This window comes from Streptomyces sp. Go-475, assembly GCF_003330845.1.
Taxonomy (GTDB): Bacteria; Actinomycetota; Actinomycetes; order Streptomycetales; family Streptomycetaceae; genus Streptomyces.
Map to the genome: position 1 here is coordinate 457,593 of NZ_CP026121.1, position 26,124 is coordinate 483,716.

A 26,124-nucleotide genomic window follows, 5' to 3' on the forward strand; every position below is an offset into this window, starting at 1 on the left:
GCGCCTGTCCTCCGCCCGCCTCCGGTGGGCCGTCCCCCGGAGTCCGTGTGAGTGAACAGCAGACCGCGCGGCGTGCCGCGCCGCTTTCCCCGGCCGCCGCCCCGGTCTTCAGCCGGGCCGCCGTGGTCGCCTCCTGCGTGGGCTTCGTGCTCATCGGTGCGCTGCAGGCCCTGTACGGGCCGGCCGTGCCCGCGTTCCGGAAGGAGTTCGGGCTCTCCCCCTCCGCCGCGGGGCTCGCGCTCAGTGCCCACTTCGTGGGCGGCGTGGCCGGAGTGCTGCTGTTCGACCGGTTCTACGGCCGGATCGGCAACCGGACCGTCCTGGGCTGCTCCTACCTGCTGATGGCCGTGGGCGCGGCGGGCTTCGCGCTCGCGCCGCACTGGCCCACCGCGCTGGCGGCGGCCCTGCTCGCCGGGCTCGGCTTCGGCGGCATCGACTACGGGCTCAACCAGCTGTTCGCCGTGGGCTTCGGCCACCGTTCGACCGCGATGCTGAACATCCTCAACGCCCACTTCGGCATCGGCGCCGTGCTCGGCCCCGCCCTGATCGGCGCGGTCGGCTCGCAGCACTACCCGGCCGTCTTCCTCGGCTTCGCCCTCGCCAACCTGCCGTTGCTGCTGTGTCTGCGGGGCGTGCGGAACGACCCGCCGCTCCCGGCCGGCACCGAGACCGGCGGCGGCTCGGTCCTCGGCCGGAGCCTCGGCTCGGTGCTCGCCGTGTTCGTCGCGCTCTACGTGCTGCACGTCGGCGTCGAGGCAGGTGTGGGCGGCTGGGAGCCCACGCATCTGGAGACCGTCGGCTACAGCGCGGGCGTCGCGGCCACCGCCACCTCCGTGTACTGGCTGATGATGACCGTCGGCCGCTTCCTGGTCGCCCCGCTCGCGCTGCGCTTCTCCGCCCCGGCCATCATCACCGTGTCGTGCGCCGGCATGACGGTGTGTCTGCTGGCCGCGACCGTGCCGGCGCTGGCGCCGTACGCGTACGCCGGTGTCGGCCTGTTCATCGCCCCGATCTTCCCCACCGGCCTGCCCTGGCTGAACCGGGCCGCCCCGCGGGCCCGCCGCGCCGGTGCCCTGGTCATCGCGGCCTCCATGGCCGGAGGTGTCGCCGCCGGGCCGGCGCTCGGCAAGGCCATCGAGTGGTCCGGGATCCGCGCGGTACCGCTGCTGCTGTGCGGGGTCTCCGCACTCTGCCTGGCCGCCACGCTCTGGCTGGTCCGCGGCACCCGTTCCCACTGACTCCCTCCCCGCCTCCCGAAGGGAAGCTCCGCATGCCCGCTCTGACGACGACGTCCGACGGATTCCTGCTGCACGGCGAGCCGTTCCGGATCCTCTCCGGCGCGTTGCACTACTTCCGTGTCCATCCCGACCTGTGGTCCGACCGGTTGCGCAAGGCGCGGCTGATGGGCCTCAACACGGTGGAGACGTACATCCCGTGGAACCACCACCAGCCCGACCCGGACGGCCCCCTGGTCCTCGACGGTCTCCTCGACCTGCCGCGGTTCCTCGCGCTCGCCCGGGAGGAGGGCCTGCACGTGCTGCTGCGCCCCGGGCCGTTCATCTGCGCCGAGTGGGACGGCGGCGGCCTGCCCGACTGGCTGACCGGCGACCCGGACATCCGGCTGCGCACCAGCGATCCCCGCTTCACCGGGGCCGTCGACCGCTACCTCGACCTGCTGCTGCCCGCGCTCCGGCCGCACCTGGCGGCGGCGGGCGGTCCGGTCATCGCCGTGCAGGTCGAGAACGAGTACGGGGCCTACGGCGACGACTCCGCGTACCTGAAGCACCTGGCCGACGCGTTCCGCTCGCGGGGCGTCGAGGAGCTGCTGTTCACCTGCGACCAGGCCGATCCCGAGCACCTGGCCGCGGGCACCCTGCCCGGCGTCCTCGCGGCCAGTACCTTCGGCAGCCGCGTCGAGCGGAGCCTGGCACGGCTGCGCGAGCACCAGAGTGAAGGCCCGCTGTTCTGCGCCGAGTTCTGGATCGGCTGGTTCGACCACTGGGGCGGGCCGCACCACGTCCGGGACGCGGCCGACGCCGCCGCCGACCTGGACCGGCTGCTGTCCGCCGGGGCGTCCGTGAACATCTACATGTTCCACGGCGGCACCAACTTCGGCTTCACCAACGGCGCCAACCACAAGCACGCCTACGAGCCCACGGTCACGTCGTACGACTACGACGCCGCGCTCACCGAGTGCGGTGATCCGGGCCCGAAGTACCACGCCTTCCGCGAGGTCATCGCCCGCCACGCCGCCGTGCCGGACGAGCCCGTCCCGACGCCCGGGCCCAAACTCCCGCCCACCGACGTGGAGTTGAGCGACCGCGCACCCCTGATGCCGCTGGCCGGGGCGCCCGTGCGCGCCGACGTCCCGCTCACCATGGACGCGCTCGGGCAGCGCACCGGTTACGCCCTCTACCGCACCACCCTTCCGGCCGGTGGCGACGGCCTGCTGCACTTCGCCGGTGGTGTCGGCGACCGCGCCCTGGTCTTCGTCGACGGCGCCCCCGCCGGGGTGCTGGAGCGCGAACGGCACGACGAGACGCTGCCCGTGCGCGTGCCGCGTGCGGGGGCGACACTGGAGGTCCTCGTCGAGAACATGGGCGGCGTCAACTACGGTCCCCGCATCGGCGCTCCCAAGGGCCTGCTCGGACCGGTCTCCTTCGACGGCACCGCACTGCGCGACTGGGGCTGCCACCCGCTGCCGCTGGACGACCTGGAGGGGGTGCCGTTCGCCCCGTCCGACGGGACGGCGGTCACCGTACCGGCCTTCCACCGGGGCACCTTCGATGTCGGTACACCCGCCGACGCCTTCCTCGCCCTGCCCGGCTGGACGAAGGGCCAGGCCTGGGTCAACGGCTTCCACCTCGGCCGCTACTGGAACCGGGGCCCGCAGCGCACGCTGTACGTCCCCGGCCCCGTGCTGCGCCCGGGCACCAACGAGCTGGTCCTGCTGGAGCTGCACGGCAGCACCACCGCCCGCGCCCAGCTCACCGACACCCCCGACCTCGGACCGGAGAACACCTGGTGACACACGTCCTGCGCGTTCCCCCGCCCGCCGCTCCCCCGCTGACCGGGCACCTGCCCTTCACGGACGCGCCCGGCGTCCCCGACCCGATCGGCGTCACCAGCCGCTGGCTCACCCGGGGCGGCCGCCCCTGGTTCCCGGTCTCCGGCGAGTTCCACTACTCCCGCTACCCGCACCGGCAGTGGGAGGAGGAACTGCTGAAGATGAAGGCGGGCGGGGTGACCGCCGTCGCCTCCTACGTCATCTGGATCCACCACGAGGAGACCGAGGGCCGGGTCCGCTTCGACGGCGACCGCGACCTCCGGCGGTTCGCCGAGCTGTGCGCCCGCCACGACCTGGACTTCATCCCCCGCATCGGCCCCTGGTCGCACGCCGAGGTCCGCAACGGCGGCCTGCCCGACTGGCTCCTGGCCCGCGCCTGTACGCCCCGCACCGACGACCCGGCCTATCTGGAGCCCGTCCGCGCCTGGTTCACCGCGATCGCCGGGCAGTTGCGCGGTCTGGACCGGGCGGGCGGCGGCCCGATCGTCGCGATCCAGATCGAGAACGAGCTGTACGACCAGCCGGGCCACCTGCGCACGCTGAAGCGCCTGGCCCAGGAGGCGGGGCTGAGCGCGCCGCTGTGGACGTCGACCGCGTGGGGCGGCGTGCAGCTCCCCGGCGACGAGCTGCTTCCCCTGTTCGGCGGGTATCCCGAGGCGTTCTGGACGGAGGCGGACGGCGGCTGGCCCGACACCTGCCGCAAGCACTTCTTCTTCACCCACGAACGCGACGACGAGGGCATCGGCGCCGACCTGCGGCCCACGACCGTGCGCGGCGCCGCTCCGGCACCGAAGGACCGGTTCCCCTGGGCCACCTGCGAGTTGGGCGGCGGAATGGCGGTGGCGTATCACCGGCGGCCCCGGGTGGAGGCCGCCGACATCGCCGCGCTCGGCCTCACGAAGATCGGCTGCGGTTCGGTGTGGCAGGGCTACTACATGTTCCACGGCGGCACGAACCCGGCCGGCGAGGCGACGACCCTCCAGGAGTCGCACGCCACCGGCTACCCCAACGACCTGCCGGTCCTGACCTACGACTTCCAGGCCCCGCTCGGCGAGTACGGCCAGGTGCGGCCCTCCTACCACGAACTGCGCCTGCAGCACCTGATGCTGGCGGACTTCGGGCACCTGATCGCCCCCATGGAGTCCGTGCTGCCCGAACGGCGGCCGACCGGGCAGCACGACCGGGACACCCTGCGCTGGGCCGTCCGCAGCGACGGCGGCGCGGGCTTCCTCTTCGTGACCAACCACCAGCCGCACGAGCCGCTGCCGGACCACCCGGACACCACCTTCACGGTCGAATTCCCCGAGGCGTCCGCGCTGACGCTGCCGAGCACCCCCGTCACCGTGCCCTCCGGGGCCTCCTTCTGCTGGCCGCTGCGGCTGGACCTGGCCGGTGTGCGGCTGGAGTGGGCCACCGCGCAGCCGGTGTGCACCGTCGAGACGGCCGGCCGTACCGTCCTGGTGCTGGCCGCGACGGACGGCATCGCGCCCGAACTCGCCCTGGACGCCGACACGGTGGCGTCCGTCGCCACGCCGTCCGGGGAGGTCACGCCGGTCAACGGCCGGATCCTGGTCGGCGGTCTGCGGCCGGGCACCGACGCGCTGGTCGAGGTGGACGCGGCCGACGGTTCACGCGTCGGGCTGCTGGTCCTGGACGCGGCGACGGCCCGGACCGTCTACCGGGGACCGGCCTGGGGAGCCGAGCGGCTGGTGCTGTGCGGGGACGGCGTCGTCTTCGACGGGGACGAGGTACGGCTGCACAGCCCGGCCGCCGAGCCCTCGTTCGCGGTGCTGCCCGCGCCCGACTCGCCCCTGGTGGTGGAGGGGGTGCGGGTGCGGGAGGCGCCGGACGGCGTGTTCCGCCGCTGCACGATCGAGGCGGGGCCGGTCGCGCACACCGCCGCGACCGTCACGGCCGTCAGGCCCGCCGGTCCGGCGCCCGAGCCCGTGACCGGCGTGCTGGGCCGGGCCAGTGTGCCCGCGGACAAGCAGGTGGAGGCGCTGGCCGCCGAGTACCGCGTCGACGTACCGGACGACCTGCTGCGCGATCCCGCCGGTGTGCTGCTGCGGCTGCGCTGGACGGGTGACCTGGCCCGGGCCCACGTGGGGCAGGTCCTGGTCGCCGACCAGTTCTACTCGGGCCGGGTCTGGGACATCGGCCTGGACCGGCTGCCCGCCGACGAGTCGCGGGAGCGGGGTCTGCGGCTGACGGTGCTGCCGCTGGCCGCGGACGCGCCGGTACATGTGCCCGGGCAGGTGGGTGACGCCTGGCGGGCGGCCGGGGTGCAGGGCGCCGAGTGGGTGCTCACCCGTACGTGGGCGGTGCGGACGGGCTGAGCTCCGGTGGCTTTCGAGGGCCTTCGGGCACCCGCCCGCCTATGCTGTGCTCCTGCCGGGCGGGTCAGCACCGCCGTACCGACATCGAGGACTCACCCGCCATGACACCGAGCGTCGCCGACGGCCCCGTCCCCAAGGGCCGCAGCAGGCGCAACTTCGCGGGGGCGCGGCCGGTGATGGCCGACGTGGCCCGGCTGGCCGGCGTCTCCAAGCAGACCGTCTCCCGGGTGCTCAACGACCATCCGGCCGTCCGCCCCGCGACGCGCGAGGCGGTCCTGGACGCCATGCGCACGCTCGGCTACCGGCCCAGCCGCAGCGCGCGGTCGCTGGCCAGCGGCCGGACCCGGATGCTCGGGGTCATCTCCTTCGACGCCGCCCGGTACGGGCCCGCCGCCATCCTGACCGCGATCAACACCGCGGCTCAGGACGCCGGTTACCTCGTCAGCTCCATCGCCCTGGACACCGCCGACCACGACACCGTCGTCGAGGCCGTGAACCGGCTGTCCGCCGAGGGCGCGGACGGCGTGATCGCGATCGCCCCGCAGCTGTGGGTGGGCCGGGCCCTGGCCGAGACGACCGATCTGGGCACTCCCCTGGTGGTGCTGGAGAACTCCCTCGACGACAGCACGCCCCTGGTCACCGGCGACTCCCGCACCGGCGCCCGCAAGGCCACCGAGCACCTCCTCGGTCTGGGGCACGCCACCGTCTGGCACATCGCGGGCCCGACCGGCTGGACCTCCGCCGACGCCCGGCTGGCGAGCTGGCAGGCGACGCTGCAGGCGGCCGGTGCCGACGTCCCGGCGCCTGTCGTCGGGGACTGGAGCGCCGACTCCGGCTACGAGCTGGGCCGCCGGCTGGCCCGGCGCCCGGAGGTGACGGCGGTCTTCGCCTCCAACGACCAGATGGCGCTGGGCCTGCTGCACGCCCTGCACGACTCCGGGCGGTCCGTCCCCGGGGACGTCAGCGTCGTCGGCTACGACGACATCCCCGAGGCCGCGCACCTCCTGCCCCCGCTGACCACCGTCCGGACCGACTTCGCCGAGATCGGCACGCGTTCCCTGCGGCTGCTGCTGGACCGCATCGACGGCCCCGGTGAGCGGCCGCGGGTCGACACGCTCGTCCCCGTGGACCTCGTGGTGCGGGCGAGCAGCGGCCCGGCGCCGGCGCGCTGACGGGGACTCAGCCGGTGCCCTCGGCGGCGGCGCGCTGCCAGGCCGACTCCCTCAGCAGCCGCAGGCCGTTGAGGCCGACGAGGACCGTGGAGCCCTCGTGGCCCGCGACGCCCAGCGGCAGCGGCAGGTTCCCGGCCAGGTCCCAGATGACGAGGCCGGTGATGAACACCCCGGCGATGACGAGGTTCTGGACGACCAGCCGACGGGCGCGGCGGGAGAGGGCGACGGTGGTGGGGACGGCCGCGAGTTCGTCGCGCACGATCACGGCGTCGGCGGTCTCCAGGGCGAGGTCGGAGCCCGCGCGGCCCATGGCGATGCCGGTGTGGGCGGCGGCCAGGGCGGGCGCGTCGTTGACGCCGTCCCCGACCACCAGCACCTTGCGGCCCGTGCTCTCCAGCTCCTGCACGGCGGCCATCTTGTCCTGCGGCAGCAGCCCGGCGCGGACATCGGTGATGCCGGCCTCGGCGGCGAGGTGCGCGGCGGCCCGGGGGTTGTCGCCGGTGAGGAGCGCCGGGGCGGTGCCGGTGAGCGTGGTGAGCGCGGCGACGGTGGCGGCGGCGTCCGCGCGCAGCCGGTCGGCGATGCCGAGCAGGCCGGCGGGGGCGCCGTCGACGACGACCAGGACGGCGGTACGGCCGGACTCCTCCAGTTCGGCCGCCGCCCGGGCGGCTTCGCCGTCGGCGTCGTCCAGCAGCCGGGCCGGTGCGCCGACCGCGACCGTACGGCCGCTGACGACGGCGGTCACGCCCACACCGGGCGCGGAGGTGAAGTCCCGCGCGTCCGGCAGGTCCAGGCCGCGTGCGCGGGCGGCGTCCACGACCGCCCGGGCCAGCGGGTGCTCGCTGGGCCGCTCGGCGGCCGCCGCCAGAAGCAGCACCTCCTGCTCTTCCAGGGCGGATCCGGGCAGTGGCCGTACGTCGGTGACGCGCGGGCTGCCCTCGGTCAGCGTGCCGGTCTTGTCCAGCGCGACCGCGTCCACCTGGCCGAGCCGCTCCATCACCACGGCGGACTTCACCAGCACGCCGTGCCGTCCGGCGTTGGCGATGGCCGACAGCAGGGGCGGCATGGTGGCCAGCACGACCGCGCACGGCGAGGCCACGATCATGAACGTCATGGCGCGCAGCAGCGCGTCGGTGAGCTGTTCGCCGAAGGCGAGCGGCACCAGGAAGACGGCCAGGGTCGCGGCCACCATGCCCAGCGAGTAACGCTGTTCGACCTTCTCGATGAACAGCTGCGTGGGCGCCTTGGTCTCGGACGCCTCCTCCACCATGCGGACGATGCGGGCGATCACCGAGTCGGAGGCGTCGCGCTCGACCCGGATCCGCAGGGCGCCGGTGCCGTTGAGGGTGCCCGCGAAGACCTCGTCGCCCTGCTCCTTGGCGACGGGGAGCGGCTCGCCGGTGATGGTCGCCTGGTCGACCTCGCTCGCCCCTTCCAGGACCCGGCCGTCGGCGCCGACGCGCTCTCCGGGGCGGACGAGGACGGTGTCGCCGACGGACAACTCCTCCACGGGCACGGTCTGTTCGCCGCCGTCCGGGGTGAGCCGGGTGGCGGTGGCGGGGGCCAGGTCGAGCAGGCCGCGGACGGAGTCGGCGGTGCGGGCCGTGGCGAGGGCCTCCAGGGCGCCGGAGGTGGCGAAGATGACGATGAGCAGGGCACCGTCCATCACCTGCCCGATGGAGGCCGCGCCCAGGGCGGCGACGACCATCAGCAGGTCGACGTCGAGGGTGCGTTCCTTCAGCGCCTTGAGGCCTTCCCAGCCCGGCTCCCAGCCGCCCGTGGCGTAGGACAGCGCGTACAGCGGGCCCCATGTCCAGGCGGGGGCGCCGGTCAGCTGGAGGGGCAGCGCGAGCAGGAAGAAGACGGTGGCCGCCGCGGCCCAGCGCGCCTCGGGCAGCGCGAGCACACGGGTACGCCGCCGGGGGACGGCACCGACCCGAGCGGGCTTCGCCCGGTCGACCGGCTGCGGCGTGAGGGTGGAGGTCATCAGGGGGTCCTTCAGGCGGGGACGCGGGGACTCCTCACCATACAGGAACACATGAAGACTGATTCATGTCTTCATTCTGAAGCCGTGGGCCCGGGCCCTTGCGCGGCCGGTCGCGCAAGGGCCCACGGGGATCAGCGCAGCTTGTCCTTCGCCTTGTAGTAGGCGCCGCCGAACGGCAGGAACCAGGGGGTGCCGTTGTAGAAGGGGACCGGGACCTTCGGGAAGCCGAGGCCGCGCAGCGGGTTGGCCTCCGGACGGCCGTCCATCATCTCGGCGACCGCGCGGCCCATGTAGGTGGCCATCTGGACGCCGTGGCCGCAGTAACCCATGGAGTAGTACAGGCCGTTCGCCTCGCCCGCGTGCGGCAGGCGGTCCCAGGAGAAGCCGACCATGCCGCCCCACACGTAGTCGATCCGCACCCCGGCGAGCTGCGGGAAGATCTCGGTCATCTCCCGCTTCAGGATGTCGCCGCTCTTGACGTCGGAGGCCGGGTCGGACGGGGCGAAGCGGGCCCGCCCGCCGAAGGCGAGGCGGTGGTCGGGGGTGAGGCGGATGTAGTGGCCGATGTTCTTGGAGTCGACCACCAGACGGCCGTTGGGGATCAGCGCCTTGGCGCGTGCCTCGCCGAGCGGCTCGGTGACGACGATGAAGCTGCCCACGTTGATGAGCCGCTTGCGGAACCAGGGCAGCGCCTTGTCGGTGTAGGCGTCGGTCGCGGCCATGACCTGCTTGGCGCGGATGCCGCCGTGGAGCGTCTCGACCACGAAGCCGCCGCCCGGCAGGCGGGTGAGGCCGGTGGCCGCGTTGCGCTCGTGGATCTCCGCACCGGCCCGTTCGGCGGCCTCCGCGAGGCCGTGCACGTACTTGCCGACGTGCAGGGCGGCGCTGAGCGGGTCGAGCAGGGCGCCGTGGTAGTAGTCCGAGCCCAGCTCCGACTTCAGGTCGGCGCGGGTCAGCAGCTGGGTCTCGTGGCCGAAGTTGTCGGCCAGGTCGCGCTGGGTGGCCCGCATCGACTCGAAGTGCTGCGGCTTGAAGGCCACTCCGAGCCGGCCGGCCCGGTGGAAGTCGCAGTCGATCTCTTCCGTCCGCGTGATCTCCTCGACCACGTCGACCGCCTCGCGGAAGGAGTCGTACAGCTCGCGGGCACGCTCCTGGCCGTAGCGCTTGCGGGCCTCTCCGGGGCTGATGGTGAGGCCCTGGGTGCACATGCTGCCGTTGCGGCCGGAGGCGCCCGAGCCGACCTTGTCCTTCTCGACGAGGACGACCCGGGCTCCCTTGCGGGCGGTGTGGTAGGCGGTGGACAGGCCGGTGAGGCCGCCGCCGATGACCACCACGTCCGCCTCGTCGGGCAGGTCCTGCCCGGACCGGTCGGGCAGGGCGGGGGCGGTGTCGAGCCAGTAGGGGATCTGCTTCATGGCGTACGTCCTCACATCCGTCCGGGGTTCAGCAGCCGAGCAGCTTCGGCAGGCCCGACAGGTCGGGCAGCTCGTCGTACGGCTGGTAGTCGGCGCTGCCGGGGCGGCCGAAGCGGTTGATCCACACCCGGCGCTTCAGGCCGAGGTCGCGGGTCGGGATGTGGTCGTACTCCCAGCCCTGGGCGGTGTGGATGACCTGGGACGGCTCGACGCCCATGGTCGTGAAGGCGTGCTCGAACGTCTGCCGGTCCGGCTTGTAGGCGCCGGCCTGCTGGGCGGTGATGACGTGGTCGAACTCCACGCCGATGTTTTCCACGTTCCGCGCGATCAGGTTGTCGTCGGTGTTGGAGATGATGGCGATCTCGTACCTGGTCTTCAGCGCGCGCAGGGCCTCCGGGACCTCCGGGAAGGGGCCGAAGGTGGGGACGGCCTCGACGAGGGCGTCGCCGTCGGACTCGCGGTACTCCAGGCCGTGCAGGCGCATGGCGTTGCGCAGGCTGGAGTGGAGGATCTCGTGGTACGGGCGGTAGGCCTCCAGGACGGCCTGGAAGCGCATGACGCGGAAGTCGTCGAGGAACTCGTCGACGTCCAGGTTGTCCAGGTCCAGCCGGTCCTCCAGGACCTTCAGGGTGGTCGGGCCGAGCTGGAAGTCGACGAGGGTGCCGTAAGCGTCGAAGGTGACGATCTCTCGCATGGTGTTCAGCCTCGATTTCGGGATGTCACAAGGGCGTTCAGTAGGGGGTTCACAGGGGGGGTTCAGACGATTCGTTCGCCGGGGATGACGATCGCGTCGAGAGCGGCCAGGTCGGCCGCGTCGGGTGTCCAGTCGGCCGCCGCGGCGTTGGCGGTGACCTGGGCGGGAGTCATCGCGCCGCAGATCACGGATCCGACGGCGGGGAGCGCGGCCAGTGCGCCGACGGCGACCTGGAGGAGGGTGAGTCCGCGCTCGGCGCCGTACGCGGTGAGCGCCTCGACGCGGTCCAGGGCCGCGTCGGTGAGCCAGCCCCGCCGCCAGGACAGCCGGCTGCCGGGCGGGGGTTCCTCGCCCCGCCGGTACTTGCCGCTGAGCAGGCCGTTGGCCAGCGGGTAGTACGGCAGGAGGCCCAGGCCGTGCCGCAGGCAGGCCGGGATCAGGTCGGCCTCCACGCTGCGGTCGAGCAGGTGGTAGCGGGCCTGGGTGGACACGAAGGCGTCGGTGAGCTGCTCGGCCGGGAGGTTGGAGCAGCCGATGTACCGGATCTTGCCCTCGGCCACGAGTTCCTGAAGGGCGGCGATGGTCTCCTGGAGCGGGGTGACGCCGTCCGGCTCGTGGTACTGGTACAGGTCGATCCGGTCGGTGCCGAGCCGGCGCAGGGAGGCCTCGACGGCGTGCCGGATGTAGGGGCGGGCGCCGCGCGGACCGTACCGGTCGGCCTCGGGGCCCATCTCCATGCCGAACTTGGTGGCGAGGACGACGTCGTCGCGGCGGCCCTTGAGGGCGGCGCCGAGGAGGCGTTCGCCGTCGCCACGGGAGCCGCCGCTCTCGCCGAACCCGCCGTACGTGTCGGCCGTGTCGAACAGGGTGATCCCGGCGTCGAGGGCGGCGTGGACGACGGCCTTGGTGCCGTCCCCGTCGAGGCGGGAGCCGAAGTTGTTGCCGCCGACGCCGACGACGGAGACGGCCGGGCCGCGTTCGCCCAGGGTGCGGTACCTCATGACCGGTCTCCGAATCCGATGCAGACGTTCTTGGTCTGCGTGTAGCTCGCCAGCGCTTCGAGACCCTTCTCGCGTCCCCAGCCGCTGTGCTTGTAGCCGCCGAAGGGGAGCTCGACGCCGGTTCCGACGCCGGTGGCGTTGACGTAGACCTGTCCGGCCCGGATGCCCTCGGCCAGGCGCATCGCCTTGTCGATGTCGCGGGTCCAGACGTAGGAGGCCAGGCCGTAGGGGCTGTCGTTGGCGAGGTCCAGGGCCTCGTCGGCGCCGTCGAACTCGATGACGGTGACGACGGGTCCGAAGATCTCCTCGCGGGCGCACCGGGCCTGGTTGGTCAGGCCGGTGAGGACAGTCGGCTCGATGTAGTAGCCGTCGGCCAGTTCGGGTGCGGACGGGGTGCCTCCGCCGACCCGGGCCACGGCGCCTTCCCGCCGGGCCAGTTCGAGGTAGCCGAGGACGCGGTCGCGCTGCCGGGCGGCGACCAGCGGCCCGATGTCCGGGTCGGTGAGACCCGGCCCGACCCGCAGACCGGCGATCCTGTCCACCAGCCGGTCGAGGAACTCCTCGGCTCCGCGCTGGAGCAGCAGCCGTGTCCCGGCCGAGCACATCTGGCCGGCGTTGCTGAACGACGCGCCCAGGACGGCCTTCAGCGCCAGGTCGAAGTCGGCGTCCGCGAAGACCACGAAGGGGGACTTGCCGCCCAACTCCGTGACCGAGGGCACGACGTTGGCGGCGGCGGCCTGGGCGACCTTGATGCCGGTCGGCACCGAGCCGGTGAAGGTGACCTGGTCGATGCCGGGGTGCCCGGCGAGGGCCGCGCCGGTCTCGGCGTCGCCGGGTACGACGTTCAGTACGCCCGGCGGGAGGCCGCACTCCAGCGCGATCCGGCCGATCTCCAGCGGGGTGAGCGGTGCCTCCGGGGAGGGCTTGAGCACCACCGTGCAGCCCGCGGCCAGGGCGGGGGCCGAGCCCCGCGCGGTGTTCTGGAGCGGGTAGTTGAACGGGATGATCTGGCCCGAGACGCCGATCGGCTCGCGGACGGTGTAGTCGATCAGACCGGGGCCGAGGGGGATCGTGGAGCCGCCGAGCTTGTCGGCGACGCCCGCGTAGAACTCGAAGTAGCGGGCGGCGGCCTCGACGTCGGCCTTGGCCTGGCCGAGCGGCTTGCCGACGTCCTGGCACTCCAGGCGCGCCAGCCACTCGCCCTCGCGGCGGATCGCCTCCGCGATGCGGTGGAGCAGCCTGCCCCGGTCGGCGGCGCGCATCCGGGCCCACTCGGGCGCGTTGAACGCCGTGCGCGCCGCGGCCACCGCCTGGTCCACGTCGGCCGGGCCGGCGTGGGAGACCTCGGCGAGGGCCGTGCCGTCCGAGGGGTCGAGGACGGTGAAGCTCCGGCCGTCGGCGGCGGGCACCTGCTTGCCGTCGATCAGCAGCAGCTCGGTCAGCGGGAGTTCGCCACTCATGGCTGGATCTCTCCCTGGACCTCGCCGAAGATGACCACCTCGTCGCCGGGCCGCACGGTGCGGATCCGGCGCACCCAGAGCACGATGCCGTCCTGCGGGGCGCGGACCTCCTCCAGCGTGTTGCCGTAGTGGTCGGTGATCTGGGCGATCAGGTCGCCTTCCTTGCAGGTCTCGCCGGGCTCGGCGTGGCCGAGGAAGAACCCGCCGGCCGCGGACCGGGCGAAGGTGCCCGACACGGTGGTGTACGTGTCGCGCAGCTCCGCCTCGCCGTCGATCATCCCCAACTGCCGCATGATGTTGCGGATCGAGTGGACGTGCAGGGCGACGTTCTGCTCGCGGTAGGTGCCGCCGCCCGCCTCGATGGTGATGGCGGGTTTGCCGGCTGCGAGGGTGGGGTGGCGGACCGTGCCGCCCCACTTGCCGCCCTTCCAGACCAGCTCGTGCCCGGCCGCGAGGGCGAGGTCCGTCGCCAGGTCCTCGTAGCCGCCCTGGAGGATGACGAGCGGGGCGATCTCGCCGAAGGTGCCGCCGGTGTGCAGGTCGACGAGGGCGTCGACGGCGGGGACGACCTGCTCGACGAAGGTGGCGGCCAGGCGCAGCGAGTACGAGCCGTCCCCGTCACCCGGGAAGATCCGGTTGAGGTTCAGGTGGTCCAGGCCGCTGGTGCGGGCCGCCGCCTCGAAGGCGGGGGTGTTCATGCAGGGGATGCCGACGAGGGTGCCGCGCAGGCCGGCCGGGTCGATCGCGGCGAGGACGCGGCGGATGGCCTCCTGGCCGTCGTACTCGTCGCCGTGCACACCGGCGTCCACGCACAGGACCGGGCCGTCCTCGGTGCCGTTGACGACGATGAGGGGTATGCCGAGTTCCACGCCGTAGGTGCTGGTGCCGACCGGGATCAGACCCTGGGCGCGCTCGCCGGGGGCGACGGTCAGCGGACCGATGGAGTACATGTCGTTCCTTTCGAGAACAGGGGGTTTCACAGGCGGGCGGATGCCTCGTCGAGGGTGTCCGCGATGATGTCGGCGATACGGTCCAGCAGTGCGCGGTCGCTGATCAGCGGCGGCGCGATCTGCACCAGCGGGGCGGCGCGGTTGTAGACGCGGGCCAGCAGCCCGGCCTCGCGCAGCCGGCGGGGGATCAGGTCGGCGACGAGCGCGGCGCGGGCGGTGTCGCTGAAGCCGCCGTCGTCACGGTCGCCGACGAGTTCGAGGGCGTAGAAGAATCCGGCGCCGCGGACGTCACCCACGATCGGCAGGCCGCCCAGGGACGTCATACGCCGGGCCAGGTGGCCCTGGTGGCCGCGGACGTTCTCCAGGATCCGGTCCCGCTGCATGATGTCCAGGCTGCGCAGGGCGATGGCCGCGCTCAGCGGGTGGCCGCTGAAGGTGTAGCCGTGGTTGAGGACCTCGCCGGGCCGGTTGATCACCTCGGCGACGCGGTCGGAGACCAGGGTCGCGCCCATCGGGGCGTAGCCGGCGGTGATGCCCTTGGCGACGGTGACGACGTCCGGCCGGGCGCCGTAGCACTCGCCGCCGAACCACTCGCCGAGCCGTCCGAAGGCGGTGATGACCTCGTCGGCGACGAGCAGGAAGCCGTAGCGGTCGGCCAGTCGGCGCAGCCCCTGCCAGTAGCCCTCGGGCGGGGTGATGCAGCCGCCACGGTTCTGCACCGGCTCGGCGATGAGCATCGCGACGCTCTCCGGTCCGGCCGCGAGGACCGTGGCCTCGACGTCGGCGAGCAGGTACTCCGTGAAGGCCGCCTCGTCGAGGGGCTGTTCCAGGGCGGTCCGGTTGGTGTTGGCGACGAAGTGGGTCTCCACGGCGGGCGGCCCGTACGGCTCGGTGAGACCGGGGTCGTCGGTGAAGGACAGCGCGCCGAGGGTCAGACCGTGGTAGGCGCCGCGCCGGGCGACGGCCTTGGTCCGGCCCGGTTCGCCGCGCAGGGTGTGGTACCTGCGGGCGATCTTCCAGGCGGTCTCCACCGCCTCGGCGCCGCCGCCGCTGAAGAAGACGTGCTCGATGCCGTCGGGGGCCAGGGCGGCGAGGCGTTCGGCGAGGGCCAGGCCGGTGGGGTGCGCGGACTCCGACCACAGGGGGCTGTAGCAGAGTTCGCGGAGTTGCTTCTGGGCCGCTTCGGCGATCTCGTCGGCGTAGGAGTAGCCGATCTGGCAGCAGTACAGCCCCGACAGGCCGTCGATGTAGCGGTTGCCGGCCGCGTCGTCGACGTAGGGGCCCTCGCCGTGGCGCACGACGAAGAGGTCCTTGCCGGGCTTGGCGAGCGATCCGTTGGCGGTCATGTTCAGCAGCAGGTGCCGCTGAGCGGTGGCGGTCATACGGCCTCACCTCCAGGGGCGGCGATCGCCGTGGTGTTCTCGACGGAGAGCAGGGAGTCCTGCCGTCCGGAGCCGAGCCAGCGCACCAGGGCCACGAGGGCGAGGGCGAGGATCGCGCCTGCGATGAGCAGGGCGCTGATCGCGGTCACGCTGGGGTCGATGTCGAAGGTCAGGGAGTTGTAGATCTGCACCGGCAGGGTGACGGTGTCGACCGAGGACAGGAACTGGGAGATGTAGAACTCGTCGAAGCTGGTGATGAAGGAGAAGATCGCTGCCGCGATCATGCCGGGGGCGGCGAGGGGGAAGGTGATCCGCCGGGCGATGGTCAGCCGGTTCGCGCCCATGCTGGCCGCTGCGTCCTCCAGCCGCTCGTCGATCCCGCGCAGGGTCGCCACCAGGATCAGCACCGCGATCGGCGAGGCCAGCACGGTGTGGCCGAGGGCGATGGCGATCGGGCTGCCCAGCATCGAGGCCGGTTCGAAGAGCAGGAACAGGCCGAGGGCGGTGACGATCTGCGGGATGAGCAGCGGTCCGAGGACCAGGGCGTAGACCGCGGAGCGCAGCGGCAGTTCGCTGCGGGTCAGCGCGGTCGCCGCGGTGACGCCGATGATCAGTGAGAACACGGTGCTCAGGCAGGCCACCAGCGCGCTCGTCGACATGGCGGCCGGCCACTTGCTGCCGTCCGCGAACAGCGACTTGTACCAGCTCAGCGTCCACGCTTCCGGCGGGAACGAGCCGAAGGCGTTCTTGCTGAAGGAGGTGACGAGGACGACCAGGATCGGCAGCGCCAGGAACAGCAGGATCACGGTGGCGACCGTCGTCAGGGCGATGCGTCCGGTAAGGGTGCTGCGCAGCTCCATCATGACGCGCTCCTCTTCTTCCGGCTCGCGCCGAGGGAGGTGACGAGCTTGACCAGCAGCAGTCCGGCGAAGGTCATCAGCAGCAGGATGACCCCCTGAGCGGCCGCCCCGTTCCACTGGTTCTGCTTCATCACCTGCTGGTTGATCAGGGAGGCGATCATCGTCTGGTCGGGGCCGCCCATCAGGGCGGGGGTGATGTAGTAGCCCAGCGAGAGGATGAAGCTGAGCAGTCCGGCGCTGGCCAGGCCGGGGGCGACCAAGGGCAGGTAGACCCGGCGGAAGATGGTCACGCGTCCCGCGCCCATGCTGGCCGCCGCGGCGAGCAGCCGCCGGTCCACGCCGCGCATCACGCCGTACAGCAGCAGCACGGTGTACGGGAGCATCACGGAGGTGGTGCCGATGACCACGCCGATCTCGTTGTAGAGCAGTTGGAACGGCGCGCCGGGGACCCACAGGTGGGCCATGGCCTCGTTCACCAGGCCCTTGTCGCCGAGCAGGATGATCCACCCGTAGGTGCGCACCAGGGCGCTGATGAAGTGCGGGACGACGACGATCAGCATGGCCAGTCCGGCCCACAGGGGCTTCAGCCGGGAGATCGCGTTCGCCAGGACGAACCCGAAGACGAGACTGAACAGCGCCGTCTCCGCGGAGATCCGCACCGTGGTGAACAGGACGGAGAGGTTGACCCCGGTGAGCGCGTCGACGTACCAGTGCAGCGTCAGTGATCCGTCGGGGTTCTTCAGGCTGAGGAAGAGCGTGCTGAGGATCGGGTAGACGAACAGCACCAGCAGGTAGACGACGACGGGCAGCGCGTAGAGGATGCCGACCCGCGTGCGGCGGGAGGCCAGGAGCCTGCGCGGCCGTGCGGGGGATGTCGCGGTCAGGGTGGCGGCCATGGCTCACCCGCCCTGTTCGGTGCGAGAGAGGTCGATGGGGAAGAGGTTGACGTCGTCCGGGTCGGCGGTGATGCCGACCCGCTCGCCGGTGACGGGTCCGCGGCCGGCCGGTACCTCCAGCCGCAGCAGCGGGGCGTCACCGCCGTCGACGCGTACACCGGCGCGGACCAGGGTGCCGACGTACGTGGCGGTCTCGACCGTGCCGGTACAGAAGCCGTCGTCCGGGGCACAGGCCCGCAGCCGGCCCGGCTGGACGGCGACCTTGACCGGGGTGCCGGAGGCCAGGTCGTGGCGTCGCGCCCGCAGCAGGCCGCCGCACTGGTCGAGGCGGACCACGGTGTGCGCGTCGGTGTTCCGCAGCACGCGGCCGGGCAGGAAGTTGGCCGCGCCGAGGAAGTCCGCGACGAAGGGTGTCCTGGGCCGCTCGAACAACTCCCTCGGGGTGTCGAACTGCTCGATCAGACCGTTGCGCATCACCGCGATGCGGTCGGACATGACCAGCGCCTCTTCCTGATCGTGCGTCACATAGATGACGGTCAGGCCGAGTTCCTGCTGGATGGACTTGATCTCGATCTGGAGCTGGTCGCGGAGCTTCTTGTCCAGGGCGCCGAGCGGCTCGTCCATGAGGATGACGGGCGGGCGGTAGACCAGCGCGCGGCACAGGGCGACGCGCTGCTGCTGCCCGCCGGACAGTTCACGCGGGCGACGGCCGCCGAACCCGGACAGGCCTGCGATCTCCAGGGTCTCCCCCACCCGCCGGCGGATCTCGTCCTTCGGCACGCCGCGCAGGGTGAGCGGGAAGGCGACGTTCTCACTGACCGTCATGTGCGGGAAGAGCAGGTACTGCTGGAACACGAAACCGAGGTTCCGCTTCTGCGGGGCGAGCCGTGTGACGTCGCGGTCCCCGACGGCGATGGTGCCGGAGTCCGGCTCGCAGAAACCGGCGATCATCATCAGGGTCGTGGTCTTGCCCGACCCCGAGGCGCCGAGGAAGGTGACGAACTCCCCGGCGGCGATCTCCATGGACGCCTCGTCGACGGCGACGACGTCCCCGTACGTCTTGCGCAGGGCCACCACCGACAGCGGTTTGCCGGTCGTGGTGGCCTGCTTGCCACCGGCCACCTCGACGGACGGTGTGGCGATACCGAATTCAGCCACGAGCCCACTCCAACCAGCGCTTGGTGACGGCGGCTTCGTTCTTGATCCACCAGTTGATGTCCGCGTCGAAGCCCTTGTCGTAGTACTGCGGCGCACCCGCGAGCGTGGAGAGTTCCTTCTCGCTGAGCTGCTTGTAGGCCGCCAGGGAAGAGGGATTCGACGGGAACGTCTTGGCCAGGTTGGCCTGGATCTCGGGACGCAGCGCGAAGTCCATGAGCCGGTAGGCGGCGTCGACGTGGGCCGCGCCCTTGGCGATGCCGTAGCCCTGGAACTGGCGGCGGGCACCGTTGAGCTGGGCCGCGACCGGGACTCCCTGCTTGGTCAGATCGGCGAGCCGACCGTGCCATACGGTGGACATCGTCACCTCCTGGCGGCTGAGAAGCACACCGGGAAGCGGACCGCTGTCCCAGAATTTCTTGATGTCGGACCGGAGCCGGCTCATCACCTTGAAGGCGCGGTCCACATCGAGCGGGTAGAGCTTGTCCATCGGAACGCCGTCGGCCAGCAGCGCGAACTCCAGCTCGGGCAGGTCGGCGTCCGGGTTGCACATGGAGCGGCTGCCCTTGAATGCCTTGGTGTCCCAGAAGTCCGCCCACGACTCGGGCCTACGCCCGCCGAAGGCGTCCGTGCGGTACGCCATGCACTGGGCGTAGAAGCCGTTGCCGACGGCATGGTCGGTGATCTGGTTGTCGGGGATCTTGGCACTCTTCAAGCTTTTGATCCGGTCACGGTCCAGCTGCTCCAGGGCGTCCTGGGCCGCGAACTTGATGTGGTCCATCATCGAGTTGTTGATGAGGTCGAACTGGGGGCGGCCCTGCTTGATCTGGGCCAGCATCTGGGTGCCCTGGAGGTTGACCACCTGGACGTTGATGCCGGTCTCCTGGGTGAACGGCGTGTAGACCGCCTTCTGGAGGGCCTCGCCGAAGGAACCGCCGCTGTCGCGGACGACCACCGACTTGCCGCCGCTCTTGCCGCCGCCGGCCGCGGCGCGGCTGGTGCCGGTGCCGCAGGCGGAGAGGGAGGGCAGGGCGGCGAGGGCGGCGAGGCCACCGGCTCCGCGCAGGAGCGCTCTGCGACCGATCATGGGATCACTCATGACAAATCTCCTGAAAATGGCGCGTGGGGACCAGCTGTTCGGGGTGAGTGGGTGGTTCGCGGGGGGGGTATGCGGGCGGTGCCGGTCAGTCGTGCGGCACCGCGATGGCGGCGAGTTCCGCGCCGGGGCGGACGGTGAGCCCGTTCATGCCGTAGAGGATCTGCCCGGTGGCGGTGGCGGTGACCTTGTGTTCGCTGCCGTCGGCCGGGTCGATGACGCGGCCGATGGTCTGGCCCTCCGTCACCTCGTCGCCGGTGACGGCGTCCGGGTACCAGAGGCCGGTGGCCGGGGAGACGACGGAGCCGGTCCAGACCCAGTCGCGCGGCGGCGCGGTCACGGGAGCGACGTGCTGGGGTGCCTCGATGACGCCGAGGTGGTGCAGGAGCCGGTACAGGCCGTCGAGCAGGGCCCGTGCCTGGCCGGGGTCCCGTTCGCCGAGCTGGCCGGTCTCGATCAGGATGGCGGGGACGCCCTGCCGGGCGGCTGCGGCGTGGCTGTTGCCGCCCTCGGCGTTGCGGCCGAAGAGGACGCGTTCGTAGCCGACGGCGTGGGCCATGGCCCGTGTCCTGGCGTCGAGTTCCGCGTCGGAGGTCAGCCGGTGGCCGACGAAGTCGATCAGGGTCTCGTCGATGCCGCCGCTGTGCAGGTCGGCGTAGGCGTCGGCGCCGGAGATGAGGTGCTCGAAGAGCCAGGCCGCCAGCCGCTCGGTGGGCCCGCCGGCGGGGTCGCCGGGGAAGACGCGGTTGATGTTGACGTCGTCCAGCGGGGACCTGCCGAGGCGGCCGTCGTACACGGCAGGCGGGTTGGCCACGGGGCAGATCACCACCTGGCCGGTGACGTCGTCCGGCTCCAGGAGCCCGCTGAGGCGGGTCGCCGCGTCGATGCCGACGAACTCGCCGCCGTGCACGCCGGCGGTGATGACGACCCGGGGCCCGGGGCGGGAGCCGTTGACGAGGACCAGGGGGATCTCGGCGGTCGTGCGGCCGAGGTCCACGGGGACCACCCCGCGGGTCTTGCGGCCCGGCTCGGCCCGCAGCGGGCCTACGGTCAGTGTCATGTCGTTCCTCATTCAGGCGGTGGCGCGGTCGAGCGTGCTGATGAAGTCGATCGGCTGGGAGGTGCGGCCTTCCAGGGCGAGGTCGGCGGCGATGTCGCCCAGGGCGGGCGAGAGCTTGAAGCCCTGGCCGGAGAATCCGGCCAGCAGGATGACGTCGTCGCAGTCCGGCAGGGGGCCGACCAGCGGGCGGGTGCTGCCGGTGTAGCCCTCCATGTAGGCGGAGAGGCGGACCGGATCGGGGTTCAGGCCGGGGAGATACCGCCGCACCATCGCGGTGAAGGTCTCCAACTCCTCCGGCGAGACGGTCCGGTTCAGCCGGTTCGGGTCGTCCACGAGCCGGTGGTGGGCCTGGGACAGGCCGAGCTTGACGGAGAGGCCGTCCGGGGACGGGATGCCGTAGAAGTGGGTGTCGCCCATCCGTATGAAGGCGGGGCGCTCCGCACCGGCCCGGTGGTCGTCCTCGGGCAGGAACCAGGCGCTGATCGCGCGGTAGACGTCCACCCGCCACGGCAGGTCCGGCAGCAGGTCGCCCACCCAGGGGCCCGGGGTGACCACCGCGGCGTCGAAGCGCTCCACGTCGGCGTCCGTACGGATCCTGACCCCTCCCCCGGCGACAGGACTGACCTCCCTCACCGGCGTGTAGCGGCGGATCCGCGCGCCCAGCTCCTCGGCGCGGCGGGCCGCGGTCTGGACCGTCAGCTCCGGGCGCACGAACCCCGCACGGGGGTCGAGGACGGCGAGGTCGCCTTCGTCGAGGCGGAACTGCGGGAAGCGCTTGGCCATCACGTCGGCGCCGACGACCTCGTGTGCGAGGCCGTGCTCGGCTATGACGTCCATGACGGTACGCATCTCGGGGTCGTCGGCCGGCCCCATGAACATGCTTCCCGTCAGCCGGCGCAGCTCCCGCCCGGTCTCCGCCTGCAGCCGCCCCCAGAGGGTGTCGGCGCGGCGTACGAGCGGTACGTACCGGCCGTCGTCGGTCTGCACGCTGCGGAAGACCCGGGTCTCACCGCCTGCGGCACTGCGGTCGTGGCCGGGGGCGAAGCGGTCGTAGGCGACGACCTCGGCGCCCCGGGACGCCAGCCGCCATGCGGCCTGGCTGCCCACCGTGCCGGTACCGACGACGGCGACACGTTTCCTCGTGGCCATGGAGTGCTCCTTGCCGGACGGTGACTCAGGCGGCGGTGCGGCCGACGGTGGACACGAAGTCGACGGGCTGGGCGGTGGTGCCGTCGAGGGCGAGGTCGGCGGCGATGTCGCCGAAGGCGGGCGAGAGCTTGAAGCCGTGGCCGGAGAACCCGGCGAGCAGGACGACGTCGTCGGCGCCGGGCAGGGGGCCGATGAGCGGGCGGCTGCTCTCGGTGTAGCCCTCCATGTAGACGGCCAGGCGGGTCGGGTCCGGGTGCAGGTCCGGCAGGTGGCGGCGGATCTGCTCGGTGAAGATGTCCAGTTCCTCCGGCTGGACGGTGCGGTCCAGCGCGTTGGGGTCGCCGGCGGGCTTGTGCAGCGCGCGGGACAGGCCGAGCTTGACGGAGACGCCGTCCGGGGAGGGCAGTCCGTAGCAGTGCGTGGGGGTCGTGCGGATGAAGGCGGGGCGCTCCTCGCCGAACCAGGCGTCGGTGGTGGGGACGTACCAGGCGCTGATCAGGCGGCGGATGTCCACCTCCCACGGCAGGTCGGGGAGCAGGTCGTTCACCCAGGGGCCGACGGTGACGACGACGGTGTCGAAGTGCTCGGTGCCGGTGTCGGTGCGGACCTCCACGCCGTTCGCCCGGGGCGCGATCTCCCGGACCGGCGTGTAGCGGTGGATCCGGGCGCCCAGCTGTTCGGCGCGCCGGGCCGCGGTCTGGACGGTCAGCTCGGGCCGGATGAAGCCGGCCCGGCGGTCGAGCACGGCCGCGTCGCCGTCCTCCAGCCGGTACTGCGGGAAGCGCTTGGCCATGGCCTCGGCGTCGAGCACCTCGTGATCGAGGCCGTGCTCGGCGATGGACTCCAGGACCGTGGCCATCTGCTGGTGCTCGGCGGAGCCCATCAGCAGGCATCCGGTCAGACGGCGCAGTTCGCGGCCGGTCTCCTGCTGGAGCCGCTCCCACAGGGCGTCGGCGTGCTTGAGGAGCGGGACGTACCGGGAGTCCTCGAAGTGGGCGCTGCGGAAGATGCGGGTCTCGCCGCCGGCCGCGCTGCGGTCGTGGCCGGGGGCGAAGCGGTCGTAGGCGACGACCTCCGCACCGCGGGCCGCGAGGCGCCAGGCGGCCTGGCTGCCCATCGTTCCCACGCCGACGACGGCGACGCGCTTCCTGGCAGCTGACACGAGGCTTTCCTTTCCTATGGCCGGGGCGCATGCTGAGCCCCCTGCGTGAGGCTGTTCGATTCGAGGTGGTGGGGTCGGAGGGGGCGGGTCCTACGGGGGACCTCGGCTCACGAACGCCCTGTCTCGGAGTTCCGGCTGTGTCCTCGGGACCTTCAGGCGAGCCGTGCCACATTGTGGAATGCTGTGCTAGTATCTGGCACAGAGAATGACAGCGGCTCCGAGGGGAGTCAAGAGGTGTCCGCCAGGGATTCCGAGGATTAACAGGGGGAAACCGGATGGAAATGAAGAGCGTCACCAGGTCGCTGCGCATCCTGGAGGCGGTGGCCCAGCATCAGCCGGTGACCGTCGGGGAACTGACGAAGCTCTTCGGCCTGCCGAAGTCGACCGTGCAGCGCACCCTGGTCACGCTGGCCGAGGCCGGCTGGCTGCGGGCCAGCCGCAAGGACACCACCCGCTGGGAGATCGGCGCCCGCGTCCTGGCCGTCCGTCCGGCTGCCCTGCAGGGATCGAGCCTGTTCGCCGCGGCCCGGGAGCCCATGATCCGCCTCCGGGACGCGGTGAACGAGACGATCCACCTGTCGGTGCCGGACGCGCTGCAGTGCATGGTCGTGGTGGACCGCGTGGACTGCTCGCACGCCGTACGGACGTTCCACACCGTCGGCGACACCTCACCCCTGCACGCCACCGCGACCGGGCGCGCGATCCTGGCGCATCTGCCCCGGCAGGACGTGGAGGAGCTCATCGCACAGGGGCTGGAGCGCTACACCGACACGACGCCCGCCGACCCCGACGAGCTGCGCGCCGAGCTGGACCGGATCCGCGCCGACGGCTACGCGGTCAACCGCAACCAGTACCGGCCGGACGTCTGCGCGATCGCCGCACCCGTCCTCGACGAGGACGGCACCCCCCTGGCCACCGTGGCCATCTCCATGCCCGACTCGCGCTACGACGCGGACCGGCTGCCCGAGTGGGGCCGTCTGGTCGCCGACACCGCCGCCGAGATCACGGGACGCCGCCTGGGCGCCTGAACGAGTACCCGGCACCGGGCAGGGCCGGCCCCCGCGCAGCGGCGCGGGGGCCGGCCCTTTTCTCATCTTCGGACGACAGCCGGCGCCCTGCGCCCGGCCGGGGGAGGGCCGGGCGCAGGGGCTGCCCCGCGCGGGCAGGCGCGGTCAGGGCGCTGCCACCGTGCATCACCGCGGGGCACACCGGATCCCGTACGCGTGCCGAATAGCGGCACGCCATGCTAGAATCCGGCACGATCATGCACTCGGCTCCGGGAGGGAGTCAAGAGCTGAGACCGACGAACGACAACTGACGGGGCCCCGATGGAAATGAAGAGCGTGACCAGGTCGCTGCGCATCCTGGAGGCGGTCGCCCACCATCAGCCCGTGACGGTGGGCGAGTTGACGAAGCTCTTCGGCCTGCCCAAGTCGACGGTGCAGCGCACGCTGGTCAGCCTGAACGAGGCGGGATGGCTGCGGGCCAACCGCCAGGACACCACCCGCTGGGAGATCGGCGCGCGGGTGCTCGCCGTGCGGCCGGCGGCGCTTCAGGGATCGAGCCTGTTCGCGGCGGCGAGGGAGCCCATGATCAGGCTGCGGGACGCGCTGAACGAGACGATCCACCTGTCGGTGCCGGACGCGTTGCAGTGCATGGTCGTCGTCGACCGGGTGGACTGCGCGCACGCGGTGCGGACGTACTACGCGATCGGCGAGACCTCTCCCCTGCACGCCACCGCCACCGGGCGCGCGATCCTGGCCCATCTGCCGCCCGCCGACGTGGACGAACTCGTCGCGCACAGGCTGGAGCGCTACAGCGACGCGACGCCGGTCGATCCGGTCGAACTGCGCGCCGAGCTGCGGCGGGTGCGCACCGACGGCTACGCCCTCAACCGCAATCAGTACCGTCCCGACGTCTGCGCGATCGCCGCGCCCGTCCTGGACGAGGACGGCACACCGCTCGCGTCGGTGGCCGTGTCGATGCCCGACTCACGCTACGACGCAACCCGGCTGCCCGAGTACGGCCGCCTGGTGACCGACACGGCTGCCGAGATCACCCACCGCCGCCTGGGCGCCTAGCTGCGGCACGCTGCTTCTCCACCACCTCCGCGAGGGCCTCCACGAAGCGGTCGAGCTCGCTCTCCCGCAGGTAGACGTGGGGCGATACGCGCATCCCGCTGAGGTGCCGGACTTCGCGGTACTTCACATGGATCTGGTGGCCGTCCCGGAGCTCCTGCTCCACGGCCCTGGCGTCCAGGCCGTCGATCGAGAACAGGCTCACCGCGCCCAGGGTGTCGGTGTCCAGCGGCGTGTGCAGCCGGAACCCGGGAATGCCCCGGGCCCGTTCCACCCAGTACCGGGTCAGCTCCCGCACGCGCGCGTGGACCGCCGCGGCCCCGATCTCACGGTGGAAGCGCGCCGCCGGCAGGATGCCCGCCTGAAGGGCCGAGTTGTACGTGCCGAGGTTCCAGTGGTCGAACTTGTCGACGCGCAAGGGCGGCGGATCGAAGGGCGCCAGCAGGGGCCACGTACGGTCGATGACTCCCTCCCGGACGACCAGCATGCCGTTGCCGACCGGCGCGCCCATCCACTTGTGCAGACTGGTGACGAAGAAGTCGCAGTCCAGGTCACGGAAGCTCACCGGCAGTTGGGCGAAGGTCTGGGCGCCGTCCACCACGGTGAGCGTCCCGTTGTCCTTCGCCAGACGGCACAGCCGCTTCGCCGGCACGACGCGCCCCGTCCAGTGGGACATGTGGGTGATCTGCAGGACACGGGTGCGCGATGTCATGACCGCCGCGTACGCCTCGACGATCTCGTCGTCGCCGTCCATGAGGTCGTAGTCGGCGGTGACGACCTCGATGCCCTCGCGTTCCTGCCGCTGGAACCAGGCGGCACGCACGCTCGGGTAGTCCCAGGGCGAGACCACGACCTGCTCGCCGGCGGCCAGCGGGATGCCGAAGATCGCCGTGCACAGGCCCTCGGTGGAGTTCCGGTTGAGCGCGATCTCGCCCGGGTCGCAGTCGATCAGCCCGGCGAGTTCCGCCTTGGCCTCGGGGAGCGCCAGGTCGAGGTTGCTCCACATGTTGCGGTCGGGGTTCCGGTTGACCAGCCGGTAGGCGTCGATCGTGGCCTGCTCGACGACCAGCGGCGGCGGGCTGACGGCCGCGTTGTTCAGGTTCAGCAGGGGGCGCTGCTCCGGGTAGGCCGCGCGGACGCGCTCCCAGTCGACGTCACCGCCGGGGTCAGGTCTCGCCATGGTGTTCTGCTCCGATGGTGTGGT

The 26,124-nt window shown here is 72.2% G+C and carries 21 protein-coding genes; 6 read left to right on the forward strand and 15 right to left on the reverse strand.

Annotated elements, in window-relative coordinates; all coding sequences use genetic code 11:
* Positions 1–47 precede the first annotated feature (47 nt).
* The 4 genes from C1703_RS02140 to C1703_RS02155 all read left to right on the forward strand — a co-directional run bounded on the left by C1703_RS02140 (position 48) and on the right by C1703_RS02155 (position 6,575).
* On the forward strand, positions 48–1,238 hold the full coding sequence (locus C1703_RS02140) for an MFS transporter (protein ID WP_114250267.1): 1,191 nt from the start codon (positions 48–50) through the stop codon (positions 1,236–1,238).
* Between the two features lie 32 nt (positions 1,239–1,270).
* Positions 1,271–3,028 carry a glycoside hydrolase family 35 protein gene (locus C1703_RS02145; protein WP_114250268.1) on the forward strand — a complete coding sequence of 586 codons (1,758 nt, stop codon included), beginning with the start codon at positions 1,271–1,273 and terminating at the stop codon, positions 3,026–3,028.
* On the forward strand, positions 3,022–5,403 hold the full coding sequence (locus tag C1703_RS02150) for a beta-galactosidase (RefSeq protein WP_114250269.1): 2,382 nt from the start codon (positions 3,022–3,024) through the stop codon (positions 5,401–5,403). The genes C1703_RS02145 and C1703_RS02150 overlap by 7 nt, the downstream gene beginning before the upstream one ends.
* A 101-nt stretch (positions 5,404–5,504) precedes the next feature.
* Positions 5,505–6,575 carry a LacI family DNA-binding transcriptional regulator gene (locus tag C1703_RS02155; RefSeq protein ID WP_114250270.1) on the forward strand — a complete coding sequence of 357 codons (1,071 nt, stop codon included), beginning with the start codon at positions 5,505–5,507 and terminating at the stop codon, positions 6,573–6,575.
* A gap of 7 nt (positions 6,576–6,582) precedes the next feature.
* Here the strand turns inward: C1703_RS02155 and C1703_RS02160 are convergent, their stop codons facing one another.
* From C1703_RS02160 to solA (C1703_RS02225), 14 genes are all read right to left on the reverse strand, one after another.
* Positions 6,583–8,562, reverse strand: a complete 1,980-nt coding sequence (locus C1703_RS02160) for a heavy metal translocating P-type ATPase (RefSeq protein WP_114257245.1) — start codon at positions 8,560–8,562, stop codon at positions 6,583–6,585.
* 131 nt (positions 8,563–8,693) lie between these two features.
* A complete protein-coding gene (locus tag C1703_RS02165) occupies positions 8,694–9,977 on the reverse strand; it encodes an FAD-binding oxidoreductase (RefSeq protein ID WP_114250271.1) in 1,284 nt (427 codons plus the stop codon).
* 28 nt (positions 9,978–10,005) lie between these two features.
* Positions 10,006–10,671 (reverse strand): haloacid dehalogenase type II, encoded by a 666-nt coding sequence (locus tag C1703_RS02170; protein WP_114250272.1) that lies wholly within the window; start codon positions 10,669–10,671, stop codon positions 10,006–10,008.
* Positions 10,672–10,733: 62 nt separating this feature from the next.
* Entirely contained in the window at positions 10,734–11,672 is a 939-nt protein-coding gene (locus C1703_RS02175; RefSeq protein ID WP_114250273.1) for an aldo/keto reductase, read from the reverse strand.
* Positions 11,669–13,132, reverse strand: coding sequence for an aldehyde dehydrogenase family protein (locus C1703_RS02180; protein WP_114250274.1), 1,464 nt, complete (start codon positions 13,130–13,132; stop codon positions 11,669–11,671). The genes C1703_RS02175 and C1703_RS02180 overlap by 4 nt, the downstream gene beginning before the upstream one ends.
* Positions 13,129–14,082 carry a M14 family metallopeptidase gene (locus tag C1703_RS02185; RefSeq protein WP_114250275.1) on the reverse strand — a complete coding sequence of 318 codons (954 nt, stop codon included), beginning with the start codon at positions 14,080–14,082 and terminating at the stop codon, positions 13,129–13,131. The genes C1703_RS02180 and C1703_RS02185 overlap by 4 nt, the downstream gene beginning before the upstream one ends.
* 26 nt (positions 14,083–14,108) lie before the next feature.
* The gene (locus C1703_RS02190) at positions 14,109–15,464 is read right to left on the reverse strand and encodes an aminotransferase class III-fold pyridoxal phosphate-dependent enzyme (protein WP_114250276.1); all 1,356 of its coding nucleotides are present in this window, start codon (positions 15,462–15,464) and stop codon (positions 14,109–14,111) included.
* The gene (locus C1703_RS02195; protein ID WP_114250277.1) at positions 15,461–16,327 is read right to left on the reverse strand and encodes an ABC transporter permease; all 867 of its coding nucleotides are present in this window, start codon (positions 16,325–16,327) and stop codon (positions 15,461–15,463) included. The genes C1703_RS02190 and C1703_RS02195 overlap by 4 nt, the downstream gene beginning before the upstream one ends.
* The gene (locus tag C1703_RS02200) at positions 16,324–17,220 is read right to left on the reverse strand and encodes an ABC transporter permease (protein ID WP_114250278.1); all 897 of its coding nucleotides are present in this window, start codon (positions 17,218–17,220) and stop codon (positions 16,324–16,326) included. Before C1703_RS02200 ends, C1703_RS02195 begins: the two co-directional genes overlap by 4 nt.
* 3 nt (positions 17,221–17,223) lie before the next feature.
* Positions 17,224–18,378: an ABC transporter ATP-binding protein gene (locus tag C1703_RS02205; protein ID WP_114250279.1), complete on the reverse strand. Its 1,155-nt coding sequence runs from the start codon at positions 18,376–18,378 to the stop codon at positions 17,224–17,226.
* Positions 18,371–19,474 carry an ABC transporter substrate-binding protein gene (locus tag C1703_RS02210; RefSeq protein ID WP_114250280.1) on the reverse strand — a complete coding sequence of 368 codons (1,104 nt, stop codon included), beginning with the start codon at positions 19,472–19,474 and terminating at the stop codon, positions 18,371–18,373. The genes C1703_RS02205 and C1703_RS02210 overlap by 8 nt, the downstream gene beginning before the upstream one ends.
* Positions 19,475–19,559: 85 nt before the next feature.
* Entirely contained in the window at positions 19,560–20,531 is a 972-nt protein-coding gene (locus C1703_RS02215; RefSeq protein WP_232840381.1) for a succinylglutamate desuccinylase/aspartoacylase family protein, read from the reverse strand.
* 12 nt (positions 20,532–20,543) lie between these two features.
* Positions 20,544–21,680: an N-methyl-L-tryptophan oxidase gene (gene solA / locus C1703_RS02220; RefSeq protein ID WP_114250282.1), complete on the reverse strand. Its 1,137-nt coding sequence runs from the start codon at positions 21,678–21,680 to the stop codon at positions 20,544–20,546.
* 25 nt (positions 21,681–21,705) lie between these two features.
* Positions 21,706–22,842: an N-methyl-L-tryptophan oxidase gene (gene solA / locus C1703_RS02225; RefSeq protein ID WP_114250283.1), complete on the reverse strand. Its 1,137-nt coding sequence runs from the start codon at positions 22,840–22,842 to the stop codon at positions 21,706–21,708.
* 281 nt (positions 22,843–23,123) lie between these two features.
* Between solA (C1703_RS02225) and C1703_RS02230 the strand changes: the two genes are divergently transcribed.
* Both C1703_RS02230 and C1703_RS02235 read left to right on the forward strand, forming a co-directional pair.
* Positions 23,124–23,870: an IclR family transcriptional regulator gene (locus C1703_RS02230; RefSeq protein WP_114250284.1), complete on the forward strand. Its 747-nt coding sequence runs from the start codon at positions 23,124–23,126 to the stop codon at positions 23,868–23,870.
* A gap of 306 nt (positions 23,871–24,176) precedes the next feature.
* Positions 24,177–24,923, forward strand: a complete 747-nt coding sequence (locus C1703_RS02235) for an IclR family transcriptional regulator (protein WP_114250285.1) — start codon at positions 24,177–24,179, stop codon at positions 24,921–24,923.
* Here the strand turns inward: C1703_RS02235 and C1703_RS02240 are convergent.
* Positions 24,898–26,100, reverse strand: a complete 1,203-nt coding sequence (locus tag C1703_RS02240) for an aminotransferase class V-fold PLP-dependent enzyme (protein WP_114250286.1) — start codon at positions 26,098–26,100, stop codon at positions 24,898–24,900. The genes C1703_RS02235 and C1703_RS02240 overlap by 26 nt on opposite strands.
* Positions 26,101–26,124 lie beyond the last annotated feature (24 nt).

Excerpts from the sequence above, each read along its gene's own strand:
- C1703_RS02145 (WP_114250268.1), top strand. The coding sequence starts at position 1,271 with ATGCCCGCTCTGACGACGACGTCCGACGGATTCCTGCTGCACGGCGAG.
- C1703_RS02155 (WP_114250270.1), top strand. The coding sequence starts at position 5,505 with ATGACACCGAGCGTCGCCGACGGCCCCGTCCCCAAGGGCCGCAGCAGG.
- C1703_RS02160 (WP_114257245.1), bottom strand. The coding sequence starts at position 8,562 with ATGACCTCCACCCTCACGCCGCAGCCGGTCGACCGGGCGAAGCCCGCT.
- C1703_RS02165 (WP_114250271.1), bottom strand. The coding sequence starts at position 9,977 with ATGAAGCAGATCCCCTACTGGCTCGACACCGCCCCCGCCCTGCCCGAC.
- C1703_RS02170 (WP_114250272.1), bottom strand. The coding sequence starts at position 10,671 with ATGCGAGAGATCGTCACCTTCGACGCTTACGGCACCCTCGTCGACTTC.
- C1703_RS02175 (WP_114250273.1), bottom strand. The coding sequence starts at position 11,672 with ATGAGGTACCGCACCCTGGGCGAACGCGGCCCGGCCGTCTCCGTCGTC.
- C1703_RS02180 (WP_114250274.1), bottom strand. The coding sequence starts at position 13,132 with ATGAGTGGCGAACTCCCGCTGACCGAGCTGCTGCTGATCGACGGCAAG.
- C1703_RS02185 (WP_114250275.1), bottom strand. The coding sequence starts at position 14,082 with ATGTACTCCATCGGTCCGCTGACCGTCGCCCCCGGCGAGCGCGCCCAG.
- C1703_RS02190 (WP_114250276.1), bottom strand. The coding sequence starts at position 15,464 with ATGACCGCCACCGCTCAGCGGCACCTGCTGCTGAACATGACCGCCAAC.
- C1703_RS02195 (WP_114250277.1), bottom strand. The coding sequence starts at position 16,327 with ATGATGGAGCTGCGCAGCACCCTTACCGGACGCATCGCCCTGACGACG.
- C1703_RS02200 (WP_114250278.1), bottom strand. The coding sequence starts at position 17,220 with ATGGCCGCCACCCTGACCGCGACATCCCCCGCACGGCCGCGCAGGCTC.
- C1703_RS02210 (WP_114250280.1), bottom strand. The coding sequence starts at position 19,474 with ATGAGTGATCCCATGATCGGTCGCAGAGCGCTCCTGCGCGGAGCCGGT.
- C1703_RS02215 (WP_232840381.1), bottom strand. The coding sequence starts at position 20,531 with ATGACACTGACCGTAGGCCCGCTGCGGGCCGAGCCGGGCCGCAAGACC.
- solA (WP_114250282.1), bottom strand. The coding sequence starts at position 21,680 with ATGGCCACGAGGAAACGTGTCGCCGTCGTCGGTACCGGCACGGTGGGC.
- C1703_RS02230 (WP_114250284.1), top strand. The coding sequence starts at position 23,124 with ATGAAGAGCGTCACCAGGTCGCTGCGCATCCTGGAGGCGGTGGCCCAG.
- C1703_RS02235 (WP_114250285.1), top strand. The coding sequence starts at position 24,177 with ATGAAGAGCGTGACCAGGTCGCTGCGCATCCTGGAGGCGGTCGCCCAC.
- C1703_RS02240 (WP_114250286.1), bottom strand. The coding sequence starts at position 26,100 with ATGGCGAGACCTGACCCCGGCGGTGACGTCGACTGGGAGCGCGTCCGC.